This window comes from Paenibacillus methanolicus, from assembly GCF_008124765.1.
Lineage (GTDB): Bacteria > Bacillota > Bacilli > Paenibacillales > Paenibacillaceae > Paenibacillus_Z > Paenibacillus_Z methanolicus.
In genome coordinates, this window is the sequence record NZ_VNHS01000016.1 from 40265 (window position 1) to 58120 (window position 17856).

The 17856-nt window shown below is 57.8% G+C and carries 9 protein-coding genes; 2 read left to right on the top strand and 7 right to left on the bottom strand.

Going from position 1 to position 17856, the window contains the following annotated elements:
* Positions 1–23: 23 nt before the first annotated feature.
* From BCM02_RS31850 to BCM02_RS31875, 6 genes are all read right to left on the bottom strand, one after another.
* On the bottom strand, positions 24–1553 hold the full coding sequence (locus BCM02_RS31850) for an ABC transporter substrate-binding protein (protein ID WP_148933174.1): 1530 nt from the start codon (positions 1551–1553) through the stop codon (positions 24–26).
* 134 nt (positions 1554–1687) lie between these two features.
* Positions 1688–6322: an S-layer homology domain-containing protein gene (locus BCM02_RS31855; RefSeq protein WP_342791376.1), complete on the bottom strand. Its 4635-nt coding sequence runs from the start codon at positions 6320–6322 to the stop codon at positions 1688–1690.
* 32 nt (positions 6323–6354) lie between these two features.
* The gene (locus tag BCM02_RS36210; protein ID WP_246183647.1) at positions 6355–8073 is read right to left on the bottom strand and encodes a DUF4832 domain-containing protein; all 1719 of its coding nucleotides are present in this window, start codon (positions 8071–8073) and stop codon (positions 6355–6357) included.
* Positions 8074–8200: 127 nt separating this feature from the next.
* Positions 8201–9031: a carbohydrate ABC transporter permease gene (locus tag BCM02_RS31865; protein WP_148933177.1), complete on the bottom strand. Its 831-nt coding sequence runs from the start codon at positions 9029–9031 to the stop codon at positions 8201–8203.
* A gap of 15 nt (positions 9032–9046) precedes the next feature.
* A complete protein-coding gene (locus BCM02_RS31870; RefSeq protein ID WP_148933178.1) occupies positions 9047–9916 on the bottom strand; it encodes a carbohydrate ABC transporter permease in 870 nt (289 codons plus the stop codon).
* A 734-nt stretch (positions 9917–10650) separates the two neighbouring features.
* Positions 10651–11964 carry an ABC transporter substrate-binding protein gene (locus BCM02_RS31875; RefSeq protein WP_148933179.1) on the bottom strand — a complete coding sequence of 438 codons (1314 nt, stop codon included), beginning with the start codon at positions 11962–11964 and terminating at the stop codon, positions 10651–10653.
* Positions 11965–12201: 237 nt separating this feature from the next.
* Here BCM02_RS31875 and BCM02_RS31880 point away from each other — a divergent pair, with 237 nt between their 5' ends.
* Positions 12202–13740 carry a glycoside hydrolase family 31 protein gene (locus BCM02_RS31880; RefSeq protein ID WP_148933180.1) on the top strand — a complete coding sequence of 513 codons (1539 nt, stop codon included), beginning with the start codon at positions 12202–12204 and terminating at the stop codon, positions 13738–13740.
* Positions 13741–13764: 24 nt separating this feature from the next.
* Positions 13765–15072 carry a Gfo/Idh/MocA family protein gene (locus BCM02_RS31885; protein ID WP_148933181.1) on the top strand — a complete coding sequence of 436 codons (1308 nt, stop codon included), beginning with the start codon at positions 13765–13767 and terminating at the stop codon, positions 15070–15072.
* 118 nt (positions 15073–15190) lie between these two features.
* Here the strand turns inward: BCM02_RS31885 and BCM02_RS31890 are convergent, their stop codons facing one another.
* The gene (locus BCM02_RS31890) at positions 15191–17770 is read right to left on the bottom strand and encodes a DUF4832 domain-containing protein (protein WP_187434521.1); all 2580 of its coding nucleotides are present in this window, start codon (positions 17768–17770) and stop codon (positions 15191–15193) included.
* Between the last annotated feature and the right edge of the window lie 86 nt (positions 17771–17856).

A 17856-nucleotide genomic window follows, 5' to 3' on the forward strand; every position in this document is an offset into this window, starting at 1 on the left:
TCGATCGTCCTCTCCCCTACGGATCAGCCTGCTTCGCGTTGACGCTTGAATGCCGAGAACTGCTTCTTCAATTCGGCGAATACGATGTCATACCCCGCCTTCTTGAGCACCTTGAGGGCATCCTCGTAATACGCGTCATAACTGGCCAGGCCAAAGTTGATGGGCTCGAATTTCTCCTTATACACCGCCATGACTTGCGCCATCTCGTTCTTGACGGACGCCTCGTTGAAGTGAAATCCGAACAGTTTGGAGATGCGCGCGTTCTCGTCGTTCGTCAGCATATCGCGGATCACGTCGTCCTCCACGCCGGCGGGCGCGATGAAGTAGTCCTTGTTTCGCCACATCCATTCGTACATCAGCGGGTCAGGGGTCAACTGTTTGATTTTGCCGCCTTCCAGCTCGTAATCCTTGCCCTCCACCCCATAGATCATAAAGTCGTAATTCGCTTGGCTCTGCAAAATCCAGTTCATGAACATCATCGCGCGGTCGGGATGTTTCGATGCGGCCGTAATCATAAAGGCTTCATTGCTCGGAGTCGTGATGAACTTCGGCTTCCCCTCGGCCAGATAATACTCGCGAAGACGGGCATTCGGATCGGCGCTCCGCGCCGTCTGGAGGTTCTCCATCGCTCTGGACACCGCGCCGACGCGGAAGAGCAGTTTGCCCGCGTTCTCCTGATCGATCTTCGCCGCCGGATTGCCCACGAGATTCTGGTCGATGATTCCCTTCTTCACCCACGACTCGCGCAATCGCGCGACTTTCCCGTACACTTCCGACTCCACGTAGCTCAGCATCTCCCCGGAATCCTCGTCGACCATAAATAACATCCGTTCATCCAAGGACGAGTAGTTGCGATCCGTCAATTCACGCCACAGCATTTCATGCCCGCGGTCGGTCTCCAAATAGCCATAGTAACTCGGATCGATCGCATGCGCCTTGTCGTAAAAGCGCTCCAAATCCGCGATGGACGTTATTTCGGATAGACCGACCTTCTCCAGCAAATCCTGGCGGACCATAACCGAAGAAAATTTGCCGGCGGACGTGAACGCTTGCGACGGAATCGCCCACAGCTTCCCGTCGATCCGGTTCTGCTTGAAGTTCTCGTCGGGAATATGCCGGACGAGATCCGGCCCGTATTGATCGAGCAGCGCATCCAGAGGTTGAATATAACCTTTCGTATGATAGACCGAGACGAAGGGCGCGCCATACCAGAATAAGTCGTACTCTTCGCCGGTGGACAAGGCGAGCTCCAATTTTTGTTGATAATTCGACCACGGGATATAGGTCAATTCAAGCTTGATCTGCAACTCTTTCTTCAATCGGTCGTTCAACTCGTTCTCCACGAAGTCGCCCATGCGCGCCGACTGATCGCCAGGCATGATCATCCGCAAGGTGACCCACGATGCCGACGCTTCATCCGCTTGCCGATCCGCCGTGGCGACATCTTGACCCCCTGGCGAGTTCGATAACTCGGGGGTTATATAGGGACTGTATAGGATGTAGAGGAGCGATACGACAAGTACTGCAACGACCCCGATTACAGCCGATTTCATCTTCTAGCGCGTCCTCCTTCGCCATGGCGTCTTTCTTGCTAGTTTACATGAATTCCATTCAAGTGAATATGAGGGAAGCATAGAAGAAGAGCACATGAATGCTAGCCTCATGTGCTCCTTGTTCCATTCCTCGATTAGTTGATAAACTCGACGAACTGCAGCCAACGCTTAATCATGACGGCGGCTTCGGCGCGGGTTGCCTCCGCACCGGGATCGAGCTTCGTCTCCGATTTTCCTTCGATGATGCGAGCGGCGAGCAGTTTCGCCAGCGCGGGTCTGGCCCATACGTTAACGGAATCGTGATCGGCATAGCTCTCGAGGCTACCCTCGGTTGTCGGAACGGATTGGTTCACGACGTCGAGCGCTCGGGCTGCCATCACCGCCATCTGCTCGCGGGTGATGCGTTCATTCGGCTTAAAGGCGCCATCCGCGGCCCCCTCGACGATTCCCGCTTGAGCCGCCCTTGCAACCGCATCCGCGAACCAATCGCTCTGGGCGACGTCGCTGAAGTTCGCCGCGACCGTATCCGGAGAATGCCAGCCAAGGGAACGAACGAGCATGGCCGTGAATTCGGCGCGCGTAATCGGCTGATCCGGCGCAAAGTCGTGAAGCGATATCCCGTTCAGCACCCGCTTAGCGGCCAGTAATTCGATATCCGATTTGGCCCAATGGCCAACAAGATCGGCGAACGTCTTCTTGCCCGAGACGACCGCATAGATGCTGTTCCCGTTTCGCTTGATGACCACTTCCGTCTTGCCGCCGTTACGGTGAACAATCGATGGCACAAAACGGAATGTCGCCGTATCCGGGTCGAAGAGGAGCGCGGTCGTGGTCGTCGGATCCGTCGTTCCCGGCAGCACGATCGTTCGTTCGACATAGGCGCTGCCGAAGCTGGCGATCTCGGTCGTTTGTCCTTTCGCTTGCGCGAATAGTTGGTAGTCCAGCGCAAGGGCAAGCAAGGTCAGCCCCTCTTTGCCAGCCTGTTCGGACAGTCGAGTCGCCATATCGCCCGCTACTTTGCTTATGACAATGCTTAGCGACATCTCTTCGGCGCTCGCGCCGAGCTTCTTCGCTACAGACGTCAAGCCTAATGCGCCGACAGGAACCTTGTAGCTTCCGAAACCCGTCTGTACGACGATCGATGCGTCAGGAAGTTCAGCGGCTGCATCCACCAACGCGGATGACGGAATATTGACCTTCACGCTGCCCTCGTCATTGTTCAACTCGATGATGACCGATTGCGATTTCACGGTCGTCGAAGGGTTGCGAAGCGCGCGGAACGCATCCTGAAGCTTCTTCCCGTCGATGGTTGCCGTCGTTTCGGTTACGCCATCCTCGTTTGTCGCGCGAACGATCTTTGCCGCATCCTGTCCCAGCTTGATCCCGTCGTCCGTTACTTCAGGCGTCGGCGTCGCAGATGGAGTTGATGGACCGCCCGATGGCGGGTTCGAACCGGATGCCACGGTCACCTGGAACTGCTTCGTTAGATTGCCGTCTGCAGACTTCGCCGTAATGAGCGTTTGACCGTCGCCGACCGCCGTGACCAAGCCCGCGGCCGATACATAGGCCACTTTAAGGTCTGCCGAAGACCAGACGATCCTCGTATTGCCCGCTTCCGCCGGAGCTACGGCGACCTCGAACTGTTTGCTTGCGCCCGGGGCCAATTGAACTTGTTCCGGCGTATTCGAGGTTACGTTCGCAACTCGTACCGGAGCCTCCGCTTCACTATTGGCTACCTCTACGCTGCCCAGATTCAGCCATCCATCCGCCTGCTGATCCGCATTGGCGAAGCGGAACCTCTTGGCGTCCGCATTGAGGTGCTCGAGCGGATTCACGACGCGCATCAGAATTTGATAACTGCCGTTGCTTAAGGCCGGATTGGCCGTCGCTTCGAACAGCTTGTTGTGATCGAAACCGTTCGTATTCGGAAGAATGTCTCGCAGATCCCAATCCGGCGTCCAAATTCGTACGATGTCATCGCCCGATTGGGCGGCAAGCTCCACCTTCCAGTCGTAGTAGAACGGCGCGACGCCTCTGTTCTCCAGCTCCACGCCCACCTTCAGGCTGCCACCCGATGCGTCCAGGTAGGCGGCAGGGGCATGATATTCATAGCCCATTCTGCGTGAACCTTCCGTCGCTCTCGCGAGCGGCGCCGCATCCAGCGGGGTCTGGAAGATACCCTGCGCGATCAGCCAGGAGGCATGGGTCAAGCCGAGACTCGTGTAGTAATCCTCGCCCTGCGCCCCTTCGATCGGCGTCTGCGGTTCATTGTACCTTGGCGGATCGTTGTTCCACATCTTCACTTGAATTTCCGGTCTCATCTCGCCGCCCATGCTGTTCTTCTTCCAGAAATCCGTGACGCCCGCGTCGTTGACTCTCCCCCAGAAATGCCAGCCTTGTCCGCCCAAGCTTGGCGGGAGAGTCTGGAACGCGAACGAATCGTCGTGATAGCCGACGTCGAAAGTTTTGGTTTTCAGGTCGCTGCTGTCCTTCGGGTATCGCAAGACGAGCTGCGTTTGGTCGAATGCATCGTCCATGGCGGTAAGCACTCGCTTCAGGTTAGCGTCAGTCGGCATCAGGTTGGGCGATTTCAAATTTCCGTCGTACGGATACGTATGCCACTCGCCCCAGAAGCCGATCAAGCCGATCATGAGAGCGCCGACGCGCGGATCGCCGTCGTAACGCGCGCCTAATGCGCCGATGAAATTGTCCAGCGCGCTCAATAGCCGCTCGTCATTATAGTCGGGTGCGAGACTTGTCGCATCCTTGCCATTGTCGAATTCCGTATAGTTGTACGTCTTCAGCCCTTGATCGAGCAAGAATTGCGGAATGCCCGATGGTTTGTTCGGATAATCCAGATACACGCGGAATACGGCTTGATTGCCTCTGGCCGCTACTTCCGCCAACCTTTTATCCAGCTCCGTCCAATTAAAATCGTCCATGTTGTTCATCAGCTTGCTGAGCGGCAAATAGAAGAACTCCAAGCTGTAAGGCAGCTGCGTCGGCCGATCCCGCCAATCGTCGCCAACCTTGAAATAAGCCTCCTCCGATGCATCGTAGAACGGAAGGAACCCTTTGAGCGGATTATCCACCGGCGCAGGTTGATAGGCCAACGCATGCGTTCCGGCCGCGGTCGCCCAAGCCGGCGGACTCGGATGGTCAACCGGAGGCGTCGTCGTGCCCCCACCGGACCCGCTTGTGCGGCCCGATAGCGCGTATAGTCCGATCTGGTCGATGCTGAGCGCATTGTCGGCTTGATTGCGCGGACCGAAGCCGAATTGAATTTGCAGCACCTTGCTCGCATCGAATTCCGCATCGCAAGCGTCGCAGCCCTGCCATGTGGATTGAGCCAATGCGCTCCACGGGATTCGAACCATCCCCTTGTAGCCCGCCGCGACCGACAGGGAGCCTCCCCCGAGCACGGTTGCTTTCCAGCCATCGGCTGCATCGTAGAAACTCACCGTTCCGCCTGCTTTCAGCGAGAACTCGCCCTTCGGCGCATCCGTCGCGAGCGATAAGTTCAGCTCCATATTTTTGCCGCTTGGCGACGTATTATGGACCCAGAATGTCAGCCCCTCGAAGGCGGACCAATCCGAGTCGGCACCGGTGAAAGCCGCGCGCTTGATATTGACCCAATCGGATGCCGGTTTGCCCGGAGGCGGAGACACCGAGAATTTCATCGCCTGGCTACCGCTCGCGTAATTCGCCTTGTCGACCGTACGGAGCGCGGATGGTTCCCCGGATTCCCAATCGACGCGCCAGATAGTCTGCAGGGCGGCATCGTCCGCATACGATTCGAAATCCTCCAGCACGTTGTCTGCCCGATACAGCATGATGTCGTCAATCGTAATGACGTTATGCGCATAGCCGGCCGGCGGGTACCCGAACTGCAGACCGGTCACTTCGCTCGGATTCAGCGCGGCCGCGCAGTCGGCCTGCACGCCGCCGCACTGCCAGGCGGATTGCGCGAACTGATCCCAAGCGATCCGGACGACGCCTTGGAATCCGGCCGGCACGCGCAGCGAGCTTCCGTTGAATGCCGCGGCGCGCCACGTCCCATCCGCCGCGATCGTCCAAGCCGCCCCGCCTTCCTTCAATCCGAACTCGCCTTTGGCCGCAGGCGTCTGAAGCGCGACGTTCAAGCTGAAGTCCTTACTATCGCTTGTCGCATTGTTCACCCAGAAGCTCAACCCGTCATAACGGGACCAATCTTTCTTATCCGAAGGAATGGCGCGGATGATGTTCGACCACTCCGAATTCGCGTTCGCGACCGAGAGCTTCAAGCCTTTGCTCCCGCTCGCTTGGCCAAGCGCCCTGGTCACCGAACCCGGTTGGTCCGACCACGCTTCCGTCCAGGCTTGCCCCAGCGCCGCGTCATTGGCATAGGATTCGAAATCCTCGATGAGCCCCGGCTTTGCCGAACCCGGATCAGGATCGGGATTCGAGCCGGAACCGGAATCGGATTCAACCCTGTCCGTAAAGTACATTTCGTCGATATAGATCGTGCCCGTCGTATCCCACGAAGCTTGCGCGATCGCGATGCTCCAGATGGTCTGCGACAGGTCTACGCCCTGAGCGGGCAAGTCAATCACCAAATCTTTGTAGCTTGTCGTGATCGTATCGCCGCTGAATTGGCCGATCGTTCTCGTGACGCCGCCGATCGTGACGCTAACCTTATTCTCTTCGCCGCCGGCGGCGCCTTTCACCCGGACGACCAATTTCCCCGTATCCGAGATTTTCCGGCCGACGTTCGTTTCCAATCGCGACATATTCTGAACCTGCAGCGCCAGTGCGCCGTCTTCTACGACGCCCGCCCCGCCGCCGTTGGCGAACCCGCTAGAACCGGTCCATTGACCGAGATCGTTCTGCGTGCTGCCGGACCACGCCGGCGTCCCGTCGTAATTATCCACGAGCAGCCGCTTCGGGGAGGCGGCGGCGAAGTCGGAGGCGCAGAGCATGGAGACGCGCACTCGCCGATCAGCACCGGCCCCAGATTGAGCCAACCGTCCTTGTCTTGATCCGTATTCGCGAATCCGACCTTCTTCGCCTTGTCGCTCATCGCCTCTAACGGGTTGACCACCTTCATCACCAGATAGTAATACCCGTCATGCAAGCCCGGGGCCGCAATCGACGTATCGAAATAATACGGCTCGCCGAAAGAAACGTACTCGGGATTGCCGGGCACGTTCCACTCCGGATACGTTCGGATTTGCAAAGGCATCACCTTCGTCATATCCCATGTCGTCTCCCATTGCTTCACAAGCTTCCCTGCCGTATTCTTCACGCCCAGCTCTACCTGCCACGGATACGTGAAGGGCGCAACGCCGTTATTCTGAATGGTGACGCCGACCTTAAGCGGGTCGCCTTGCGCGATATCGTTATAATGGGCGCTCGTCACCTGCAGATCGTAGCCCATCTTCCGGACGCCTGCCGCAACGGCAGCGTCGTTGGCCTTATACCCGCTAATCCCGCCTTGGTTGATCATCCACGTCGCGTGCGTCAGTTCAATATCATCCAGGGCATCATCCACGTTCGCGCCGCCGCTGAAGAAGCTGCTTTGAATTTCCGGACGCACTTCGCCGCCGACCGTCTCCGTGATCCATTTGTTCTCCGAGCCGGCTTCCAGCATCTTGGTCATGAACGAATAGTAGGCGCCGCCCATGCTCTCCGGCTGCGTGACGCTCTGCGGCGGGCTGCCCTCCTTATAGCCGAAGGAATCGTCATGGTAGCCGATATTGTACGCCGATGCGCCGGGCAAGCCGGGATAGCGGACCTCCAGCTTGGTGCGGTCGAATGCCGTATCGTAGGCGGAGAAAATCGCTCCGATCGTCTCGGCGCTCGGCATGTAGTTCGGCAGCCCATCCGCCGTATCCTCGTCATAGGGGTACGTATGCCACTCCCCCCACAATCCCACGAGGCCCATATGAATAAACCCGATGCGCGGATCCCCGTCGTACTTGGCGCCGAAGGCTTTAACAAAGTTGGTCAACGAGGCCACCATCAGCGGGTCGTCGTAATCGGGTTCATCTTGGTCGAACGTATCGTTATGACGCATTTCAACGCCGCCTTGATGAATAAAGTCGGGTATGGCGTCCTCTTTGCCCGGATACTCCAGATAGACCCGAATCGCCGCCTGATTCCCTCGTGCCGCGATGGCCTGGAGCGCCGGCTCCAGACCGGTATCGAAGGTGTAGGCGTCAGGGCCGTTCATTACCGCTTTCAGCGGGACATACACCCATTCCAGGCTGTGGGGAAAGGCGTCTTTCGTTTCCCACGGATAGAATGGCGCGAAGCCTTTCAACGGATTGTCCAGCGGACTCGGGGCGTAGACCAAGTCATGCTTGCTCAGCGTGCTATCCACCGCCGGGCTCGGGTATGGACTGGTTGGCACGCGGGTCGGTTCCGAGTCCGCATGGACAAAGCTTGCCGCATGCCCGAAGAACGTGCTTACGAACAAGCAAGCGATGAGCAGCACCTGAATGGATGCTTTCCTGCTACCTCGCATCGATAATGGATTCATCGATATCCTCCTCTTCTTCATTTGTAAGCGTTATCAAATCTGAACGATCCTCATTGCGATCGGCCGTCGCCCGACCGGCAGCAGATGAATCCGGACTTTCTGAACGTCCGGATTCCTGCCTCGCTCGTTAACCTTTGTGCGCGCTGAAGGCGATGCCTTCGATAAACTGTTTCTGGAAGATGAAGAAGAGGATAATCATCGGCACGACCGCCATGAAGGCGCCGGCCATTAACACCGGATAATCCGTCCCGAACATGGACACGAGGGTCGCGATGCCGGAGGACAGCGTCATTTTCTCGGGGGAGCTGTTAATAATGAGCGGCCACTGCAGTTCGTTCCACGCCCATTGCAGTTGAATGATGACGATGGCGACCAGCGCCGACTTCACCAGCGGAAGCATGATGTGCCAGTAAATTTGGAACGGATTGCAGCCGTCCAGCACCGCCGCTTCTTCCAATTCCTTGGAGATCGTCAGGAAGAACTGCCGCAGCAGGAACGTGGCGAACGGACTGATCAGCGAGGTGATCCACAGCGCGGTCACGGTGTTGACCAACCCCAAGTCGCTCATCATCATATATTGCGGCGTATAGAAGACCGGATTCGGCACCATCATGACCGAGAGGATCAAGACGAACAGAATCGAGCTTCCCGGAAATTTGATCCGGGCAAAGGCGTAAGCCGCCATCGAGCTGAAAATAACCGGAAACACCGTCTTCATAAAGGCCGCAAACACCGTATTCAAGTAATAATGCGGAAACGCCGATTGCCTGATCGCCTCGATATAACCTCTTAGGCTGGGGGCGCTAGGCAAATACCGGATCGGAATTTGCGTCGCTTCCGTCGTGGTCTTCAGCGAAGTGAGCACCATCCAGACGAAGGGCACGAGCATCGCGACGGCGCTGATAATGAGTATAACGTGAACAACCCAGTTGATTTTCCTGGCCGATGAGAGCTGCATGGCGGTTCCCCCTTCCTAGTCGTAGACGACCCATTTTTTCTGAAACGCAAATTGAATTCCGGTCAGCACCAGGTTTATGACGAGCAGGACGTTGATAATGGCGGCGCCGTAATTGGGATTGAAGTAGACGAAGCTGTTCTGGTAATAGGCATAGACCAGCGAGCGAACCGCCGGCAGCGCGACGTTCGTCTTCCCGATAATGAGATAGATGGAGTCGAAAATCTGCGTGGCGCCGATCAGCAAAATAATGCTCGTGAAGAACAGCGTCGGCGTCAGCATCGGAATCGTAATGTAGCGGAACTTGTTGAACCGCTTGGCGCCGTCGATGTCGGCGGCCTCGTAGAGCGACTTCGGGATGCCTTGCAAGCCGGCGAGAATGAGCAGCATATTCATGCCGATCGCCCCCCACACGCCGACGATGACGAGCACGAACATCGCATAATTCGGATTGGACAGCCACGCCATGCGGGTGCCGAGAATATGGTTGATCAGACCGAAATCCTGCGCGAACAAGACGACCCACACCATCGCGGCGGCCGCCGGCATCGTCACTTGCGGCAGGAAGAAGATGACGCGGTACACGGACAAGCCTTTTATCTTCGTATTCAGCAGCACGGCGAAGATCGTCGAGAGCACCAGCGTGACCGGCACGAACAGCGCGACATAGTACAACGTGTTGCGCAGGTTCTGCCAGAACTCCTCGTCGCGGAATAACTTTGCGTAGTTATCGAACCCGACCCAACGATTGACGAGCCCGAAATTCTCCGACTGCTGGAATCCGAGCAGAATCGATTGGACCACCGGCCAACCCCAGAATACCAAGGTGCCGATGAGCGTCGGCGCGATCATGAAGTAGGCCCATGCATATCTGCTTCTGGCATTCAATCTAACCACTCCTATCTATTGAAGGACGCCTCGGTCTCCCGAGAACGCCCTTCGAATCTTTAAGATGGACAAGGGGCTTCGCCCCTTCAGGATCCCCTTCCTTTACCGCCCCCAAGCCCAATGCTGTAGTTTAAGAAGGGCTGCGCCCCGTTGACCGCGCTTTTGTTGCTCCCTCCTCCCACCTCCTCCGCCGAGGAGGCTCCAAAGGGCTTTGCCCTCTGGACTCCCTCGTTCGTGCTGGCATGTTTGTTCGCGGTCGGCGGGAAGGCTGGAGTGTGGCACGCTTTTGTCCTGACGGACAAAGCTTCAGCGGGTTTTGAAAGTCAGTCCTAAAACACAAACCCGTCAACTATGGGCCCCGGGTGGCTTCACCGGACGTTTTTCCTTAACCTGACAGCATTGTCCTCCGCCGAGGGGAACCAGAAGGTTAAGCATGTGCTTCCGAAGTCGTTTTTCTCCGAAAAACGTTCACCTCTGGACTCTGCTAATAAGCGTGACTCGATACGCGGCCGTCCTTGATGTGTCCTTTCGCGATGAGCCCGCTTCGTCCTAAGGGACAAAGCTGTTGTTCGAGCTTCGTTCGAGAAGGTTCGCCTCGGGGTTTGAACCTGTCACTTCGCGCCCTTGACGAGACTTCGTGCTGACCTTCGCTTTCGTCCGCTCTCGCGGACACGCTTTACGTTTTTAATAACGACATGAATGGTCGCATAATTCCCCGAACAAGCACAAAACGTTTACTTCGTTTCTTCGATCGCCTGATTCATCATCTCGGCGACTTTCTTCGCGGCTTCCTCGACCGGCATGGCGCCGCCCCACGCTTGGGACATGATCTCCGGTTCCTTCGCGAACCAGACCGGGTACGCCAGGGAACCGCTCGGATATGGAATCGCATCGGCGACTTGCTCCGTGAATACTTTCAAATTCAGATGCGGTCTCGACTTCAGCCAAGCGTCCTGCGTGCCGTTGAACGCCGGAATCGCCGCGCCCATCTCCGCCGTGATTTCCGCCGCCCGCTTCGAACCGAGGAACTTGAGGAACTCCCACGCCTCTGCCTTGTTCTTGCCGGCCGCCGACATGACGTTGCCCAAGCCGTTGATGATGTTGCCGCGTTTCTCCTTGCCGACGGGCAGCTTCGCCCAATCCCATTTGCCCTTGATCACTTCGCTGCCGTCGATGTCGCTGATCCGCCACGAGCCGTCGAAGATCATTGCCAGTCGGCCGGACTTGAACATCTCGGTCGCTTCCGTATCCGTCATTTGCTGATGCGTCGGCGAAGCGCCATCCTGAATCATTTGGTAGCGAGCCTTCAGCGCTTCGATCGTGGCCGGGTCGTCATACCCCGATTTGCTCATATCGTCGGACAGAATGCTGCCGCCATTGGCGAGGATGTCGTTCCAATAGCCGGTTTGCGTATCGAGCTTCGCCCCGAAGCCGTAGATGCCTTTGTCCGGCTGGCTCAATTGCTTCGCCGCCTCGGCCAGCTTCGCGTACGTCCACGTATCGTCCGGATATGGGATGCCCGCTTGATCGAACAGCTCCTTGTTGTACGCCAACCCGATCGTGTCGAAGTCCTTGGGCACGCCATAGTTCTCGCCGCCGAGCGTATAGATGGAAGCCAGGTCGGCCGCGTAGTTATTCAGATCGATCTCGCCGGCCTGCACCTTGCTCGTGATCGGCTCCAGGAATTTGCCCGTCGCGTATTTGACGAATTGACCGCCGTGCATCCAGAAGACGTCGGGCAATGTCCCGGATGGAGCGGCGGCGGACATCTTGGTCCAGTAATCCCCCCATGGGATGACTTCTACTTTGACCTTAATATCGGGATGCTCGGCCGTGAACTCCTTCGCGATCGCTTCCATAGCCGGCTGCTGGATTTTATCCCAGATGGAATAGGTCAGCGTGACGTTCTTCTTGGAGCCGTCCGTCTCGCTCCCTGCGTTGCTGGTTGGATTATTACCCGGCGCGTTGTCGGCGTTGTTGCCGCATGCGGCCGTGACCAAAGCGAGCGCCGTGACCATTAGCAATGAAAACTTGTTTCTTTTCCCCATTTGACATCCCCCTAATAGGTCGTTTGAGCAAAAATTTGCGTAAACACAGTTTGCAACTCACCGTGCCTCGTTACATTTTCATTGTATCGGAACTGCATACCCGCTTGAAATGCCCCATTATTAAGATGGAATGCCCAATTATTAAGATGAAAAAGATTTGCATTCCGCTTCACATTGTTTCATACTGTGAGTAAATAATTGCGCAAATTATTTCACAAAACGTTAGGAGTGTCTGCGATGACGATCACTTCATTGCCAAGAAAGCCCGGAGAATTGTGGTGGGGCGGCGTAATTAACGAAGGACATGCGATGCCGTTCGGCAACCGCCCGCATTCGCGCGATTTGCGCGTAACGGACGATAATCAAGCCTCTCCTTTACTGTTGTCTAATCTGGGGAGGTATGTGTGGTGCGAGGAGCCGTTCGCCTTCTCGGTTAACGAGGGTACACTGACGATCGATCACGGCGGGGAGCTCGTCATCGAAGAAGGACACGGCACCCTTCAAGGCGCTTACCGGCATGCCTGCCAAGCCCAGTTTCCGCCTTCCGGCGTTACGCCCGACAAGCTGGCTTTCATGGCCCCGCAATACTGCACGTGGGTGGAGATGTTTTACGAGCCGACGCAGGAGAAACTCCTTCATTACGCAAGATCGATTATCGAGAACGGCTTCCCTCCGGGCGTGTTGATTATCGACGACAACTGGATGCAGGACTACGGCACATGGGATTTCGAGAAGCATCGCTTCCCCGATCCCGCCGGGATGATCGCGTCCTTGCACGAATTAGGGTTCAAAATCATGCTCTGGGTGTGCCCGTACGTAAGTCCAGACAGCATCAAATTCCGGCAATTGCGCGACTTAGGCGTGTTGATGAAGCATGCGGATGGCACGCCGGTGCTGCGGAGATGGTGGAACGGGTACAGCGCGGTCGTCGATTATACGAGCGAGGCCGGAGCCGCCTGGTTCAAGCAGCAGTTGGACCGGCTCGCGGCAGATTACGGGGTGGATGGATTCAAGCTCGATGCAGGCGAACCGATCCTGCCCGATCTGCTGCATGACGTGACGCAACCCGTCGCATGGTCGCTCCCTGTCCGTCCCATGGAAGATTGCGAAGCTTACGCTCGCCTCGGAATCGGATACCCGCTTAGCGAACTGCGCATGTGCTGGAAGCTCGGCGGACAGGCGCTCATTCAGCGGCAGCGCGACAAGACGCATTCTTGGGATGCCGCGACCGGCCTTAGCGGTCTCATCCCGAACGCGATCGCGCAGGGCTTGATGGGCTATGCCTACAACTGTCCGGATATGGTCGGCGGCGGGATGGACGGAGACATTAACTCGCCTCATTTCCGTTTTGATGCCGAGCTATTCGTCCGTTTCGTCCAATGCTCGGCTTTATTCCCGGCGATGCAGTTCTCCATGGCGCCGTGGCGCGTGTTGAACGGCGAAGAGTTGTCCTGGTGCATGGACGCCGTACGCATCCGATCGGAGCTGGGTCCCGCGCTAGCCGAACTGGCCGACCAAGCCGCCGAAGAAGGGCTGCCGATCCTGCGCAGCTTGGAGTTCGTTTATCCGCAGCAGGGCTTCCATGCCGTGACGGATCAGTTCATGGTTGGCGACTCCATTCTGGTCGCTCCGGTTGTGCAGAAGGGGCAGACTTCTCGCAGAATTCAATTCCCGGAAGGCCGATGGCAAGGGGATGACGGCAGCGTCGTCGAAGGCCCGCTTCAAGTCGAAGTGAGCGCCCCGCTATCGCGGCTGCCGTGGTACCGCAAAATCTAAACGCTTCTGTTGGGAGAGGTTGCTATGAGGACGATAAAATTAGCCGTCATAGGCGCAGGAGCCAGAGGCTTCTTGTCCTACATGCCGTATGTGCGACGGTCCCCCGGCGAGGTCGAGGTAGTCGCGGTCGCCGAACCGAATGAAGAACGAAGAACGAGATTCGCGGAAGCGTTCAACCTGACCTCGGAGCAGCTGTATGCCACCTGGGAAGAGCTGCTCAGCCGGCCCAAGCTGTGCGATGCGGTCCTCATCTGCACGCAAGATCAGATGCATTACGAGCCTACGATCGCCGCGCTCCGCCAAGGGTATCATGTCTTGCTGGAGAAGCCGATGTCCCACAACCCGGCGGAGTGCGTCGAGATGGAACGCGCGGCGCGCGAAGAAGACCGCCTGCTCTCGATCTGCCACGTCTCGCGCTACACCCCGTTCTGGCAAAACGTGAAGCAGCTCGTGCAAGACGGCAGGATCGGCGACGTCATGTCCATGCAGCACAACGAAAACGTCGGCTACCTGCATTATGCGCATAGCTTCGTCCGCGGCAACTGGCGAAATGACGCGATCGCCAGTCCCATGATCTTGGCGAAGTCGTGTCACGACATGGACCTGATCCGATGGATCGTCGATGCCGACTGCGCGAAGGTGAGCTCCTTCGGATCCTTGGGCCACTTCCGGCTCGACCAGGCGCCCGCCGGCTCGACCGACCGCTGTACGGATGGCTGCCAGGCAGAGGCGACCTGTCCGTATTCGGCGCCGCGATTCTATATGCAAGATCCGGAGATCAACCGATTCGCGGCGCTGATCGCCGATCCGCCGACCGAGGCGAATCGCATGCAAGCCATCCTGGAAGGCCCCTATGGCAAATGCGTCTATCGGACGGATAATAACGTGGTGGATCATCAAACGGTTCAGATGGAATTCGAGAATGGCGTCACTGTCGTGTTCAGCATGTGCGGGTTCACGCGCGATATGAACCGCACCGTCCAGATCATGGGGACGAAGGGCGAGATTCGCGGCGATTTGCTAAGCGGCCGCATCGAGCTGTTCGAATTTGCCTCGGGGACGCAGACCGTCATTCCGATTCCGGCCGGCGAAGGCGGCCATCAAGGCGGCGACGACGGAATCATGCGGCAATTCCTCTCCGATCTTCGGCACGAACGTTACCGCGATACGCTGACGTCCGCGGCCGCCTCGCTAGAGAGTCACCTCATGGCCTTCGCCGCCGAGGCGTCCAGGCGTAGCGGCGGCGCCGTCGTCGATATGAAGCGCTATCGCCAGTCGCTTGCGGCGACCGCGCGCATCGACGTCGGTCAGCAGGCAAGGGCGTCTGAATAAGGCGGAGTGCCTGTCCGCTGATCCGCCGAATAAACAGAACAAAAGACCGGCCCGCGGAATCCGCGGGCCGATCTTATTGTGCCGTCCTAAGCTCGCCCTCTAACGCACAGAACGCGTCTTATTCGAAACGAATTTCATCGATCCAGACGGTACCGCTGCCTCCGTGCCAGAACGTCATCGTCATCTGTCCGGGGCTGCTCCGGTCCACGCCGTTGGCGGCCAGATCAATCGCGATGTTTTTGTAGCCGGTCGTGACCGTATCCCCGCTGAATGCCGCCAACGTGCGGGTAACGCCGCCGATCGTCAGCTGGACGTGATTTTGCTCGCCGCCGTTCGCGCCTTTGACCCGAATGACCATCTTCGCGTAATTCCCGATGTTCTGGTTGATATCCGTGCCCAACCAGCCGTCGTTGTTATACTGCAGCTTCAACGCGCCGGATTCAATGACGCCTGCGTTATTCACGAACCCGTTCGCGCCCGTCCATTTGCCCAGATCGTTGGCGCTCGGCCAGCCCGGCGAGTTATCGAAGTTATCCAGCACCAAGCTGCTCGTTCCGCCGCTGCCGTTGCCGCCGCCGCTAATCTGGATGAGATCCAGATCGGACGCCCACCCCGTCGGATTGGAGAAATGGATCGTGTTCGCGCCTGCATTCAGCTGCACCTGCGTCTGCACGGTACCGACCGTCGTCCAGCTCCCCGTGCTTGGCAGACTGAGCGTCGAAGGCGAGCCTCCGTTGACGCGAATTTGCATGGAACGCGCTTCCGCGCCGAGGTAAGACACCGTCATCGTATACGACCCGGCTGCCGACGCGCTGACGCCGTTAAACTGCAGCGTGCCGTCGTTGTTCCCGATATATCCGACCTTCGAGCCTCCCGAGCAGGTGCCGCAGGCGGCAACGACGGCAGCGCCGGTCCGCGTATTGCCCGCGGCTTCCGCTTCATACGCCGTCCCGGTACCGCCGCCTCCGGAAGCATTGGTCGTCGCGCTTACGGAGCCGCTCGCGCCGGAGACGTTCCCCGCCGCATCTTTCGCCCGTACCGAATAGCCGTAGGTCGTGCTCGGGTTTAACCCGGTATCCGTGAAAGCGGCGGAGCTCGCGGAGCCTGCCCATACGCCGCCGCGATAAATATCATAGCCGGTTACGCCGACGTTGTCGGTGGAAGCCGACCACGTCAGACTCACGCTGCTCGACGTCTTCCCGCTTACCGCCACATTGCCCGGCACGCTCGGCGCCTGCGTATCCGCGCTTCCGCCGCCGCTGTAGCCGCCATTATACGGCGTTTGGGTCAGGCTATACGACAGCGTATTGTCCGACTTCAGCTGATCGAACGCGCCGAGGTTCTGATTCGCGGGATCCATGCCGATGCCCACTTTGCCAAGCGGCGTCCGGCCGCCCGTATAGTAGTTCGCGTTGGCAAATCTGGCGCTCGGCTTATACCCATAAGGGTCGAGAATCGAGAGCGCCAACGTGTACGTTCCCGCCGGCATATTGGACGGGATGGCGAAGGTGCCCGACACTTGATGCACGGCCGGCGCTTGATTATACTGGCGCGTCGCGCTGTTCCAGTCGTCGCCCGGCATCCACGTCCGGATGTCCGCGTTGTTGAAGATTCCTTTCCATGCTACCGTGCGATCGCTATTGAGCAAGCTGGCTTCCACCGGCCAGTTGTAGTAGAACGGCGCCGATCCTTTGTTCACGACTTGGAAGGCGACGTTCATCGATCCGCCGGGCTGCACGCTGCCGGAGAAGGTCGCTTGGTTAATGACGAACCGGTAGCCGAATTCCTTCTGCATCAGCGCGGCGCCTTCCGAGACGGCGGAATTGCCGGCATCGTACAGATCCACCCACCCGAGGCTGGTCGAATGCGTCTTCTTGATCCAATCGATGACATAGTTGCGATGGGTCGGATCGCTTAACGTGTCGTTCGGCGAATCGCCCGGCTGAATATGCTTCTGTCCCCAGTCGTAAGCAATCTCCCCTCCGTTGATTTGCGTTCGCCATACGTTGCGGGAGACGATGCCTTCCCCGCCGGCCAGGTCATCGATGAGCGCGAAAGAATCCCACAGGAACCCGAAGTTGAAATTTTGGAACGTGTCGGGATACCGCACCTGCACTTTCTTATTCTGGAACGCTTGCGAGGCCGCATTGCCAAGCGCCGTCTGGAAGGCGAGCGGAATCCGGTCGGTTCCGTCGGCCAGCTTATCCGGCCAAATATGATGCTCGCCCCAGTTCCCCCACAAGCCCAGCTCGACATACGCGACCCGAGGATCGTTATCCCATGCTTGACCGAGCTTCTGGATGAACGCGGTCAGACGGTTTTTGAGCGTATCCGACGTCCACTGCGTCGCCACGTCTCCGTGAGGAACGCCTTCCGGCCAATACTCGCCGCCGTTCGGATAGACGATGAACACGCGCGGGATAACCTTTTTATTCTGACTCTCGATCCCTGCCCAGGCGGTGTTGCTCCAATCCTTGATCTTCTGCACGGAGTCTGTTGCCGCATTCTCCAAGTCGGTGTATTTGATATAGTGCTTGAACACCGTCCCGTATTCATGATTCGAGAATCCCGCGTCGTTCATGAACCGCGTCGGCCGAAATCCCTTGAACGGGTTCTTGAACGCCTCCTGCGTTTCCGTCAAGTTCACGCTGATCGGACCGACCGCCGCGGACGCCGAGTCGACCAACGGCAGCGTCAATGCACCTCCTGATAGCAAGACAAATGACATTAATGCAGTAAACGCTTTCAAAAACGACCTTGAAAACTTACGTTGCATGAATCATC

Coding starts and splice junctions, on each gene's coding strand:
- BCM02_RS31865 (WP_148933177.1), bottom strand. CDS start 9,031: ATGCAGCTCTCATCGGCCAGGAAAATCAACTGGGTTGTTCACGTTATA.
- BCM02_RS31855 (WP_342791376.1), bottom strand. CDS start 6,322: ATGTCGCGATTGGAAACGAACGTCGGCCGGAAAATCTCGGATACGGGG.
- BCM02_RS31850 (WP_148933174.1), bottom strand. CDS start 1,553: ATGAAATCGGCTGTAATCGGGGTCGTTGCAGTACTTGTCGTATCGCTC.
- BCM02_RS36210 (WP_246183647.1), bottom strand. CDS start 8,073: ATGAATCCATTATCGATGCGAGGTAGCAGGAAAGCATCCATTCAGGTG.
- BCM02_RS31875 (WP_148933179.1), bottom strand. CDS start 11,964: ATGGGGAAAAGAAACAAGTTTTCATTGCTAATGGTCACGGCGCTCGCT.
- BCM02_RS31880 (WP_148933180.1), top strand. CDS start 12,202: ATGACGATCACTTCATTGCCAAGAAAGCCCGGAGAATTGTGGTGGGGC.
- BCM02_RS31885 (WP_148933181.1), top strand. CDS start 13,765: ATGAGGACGATAAAATTAGCCGTCATAGGCGCAGGAGCCAGAGGCTTC.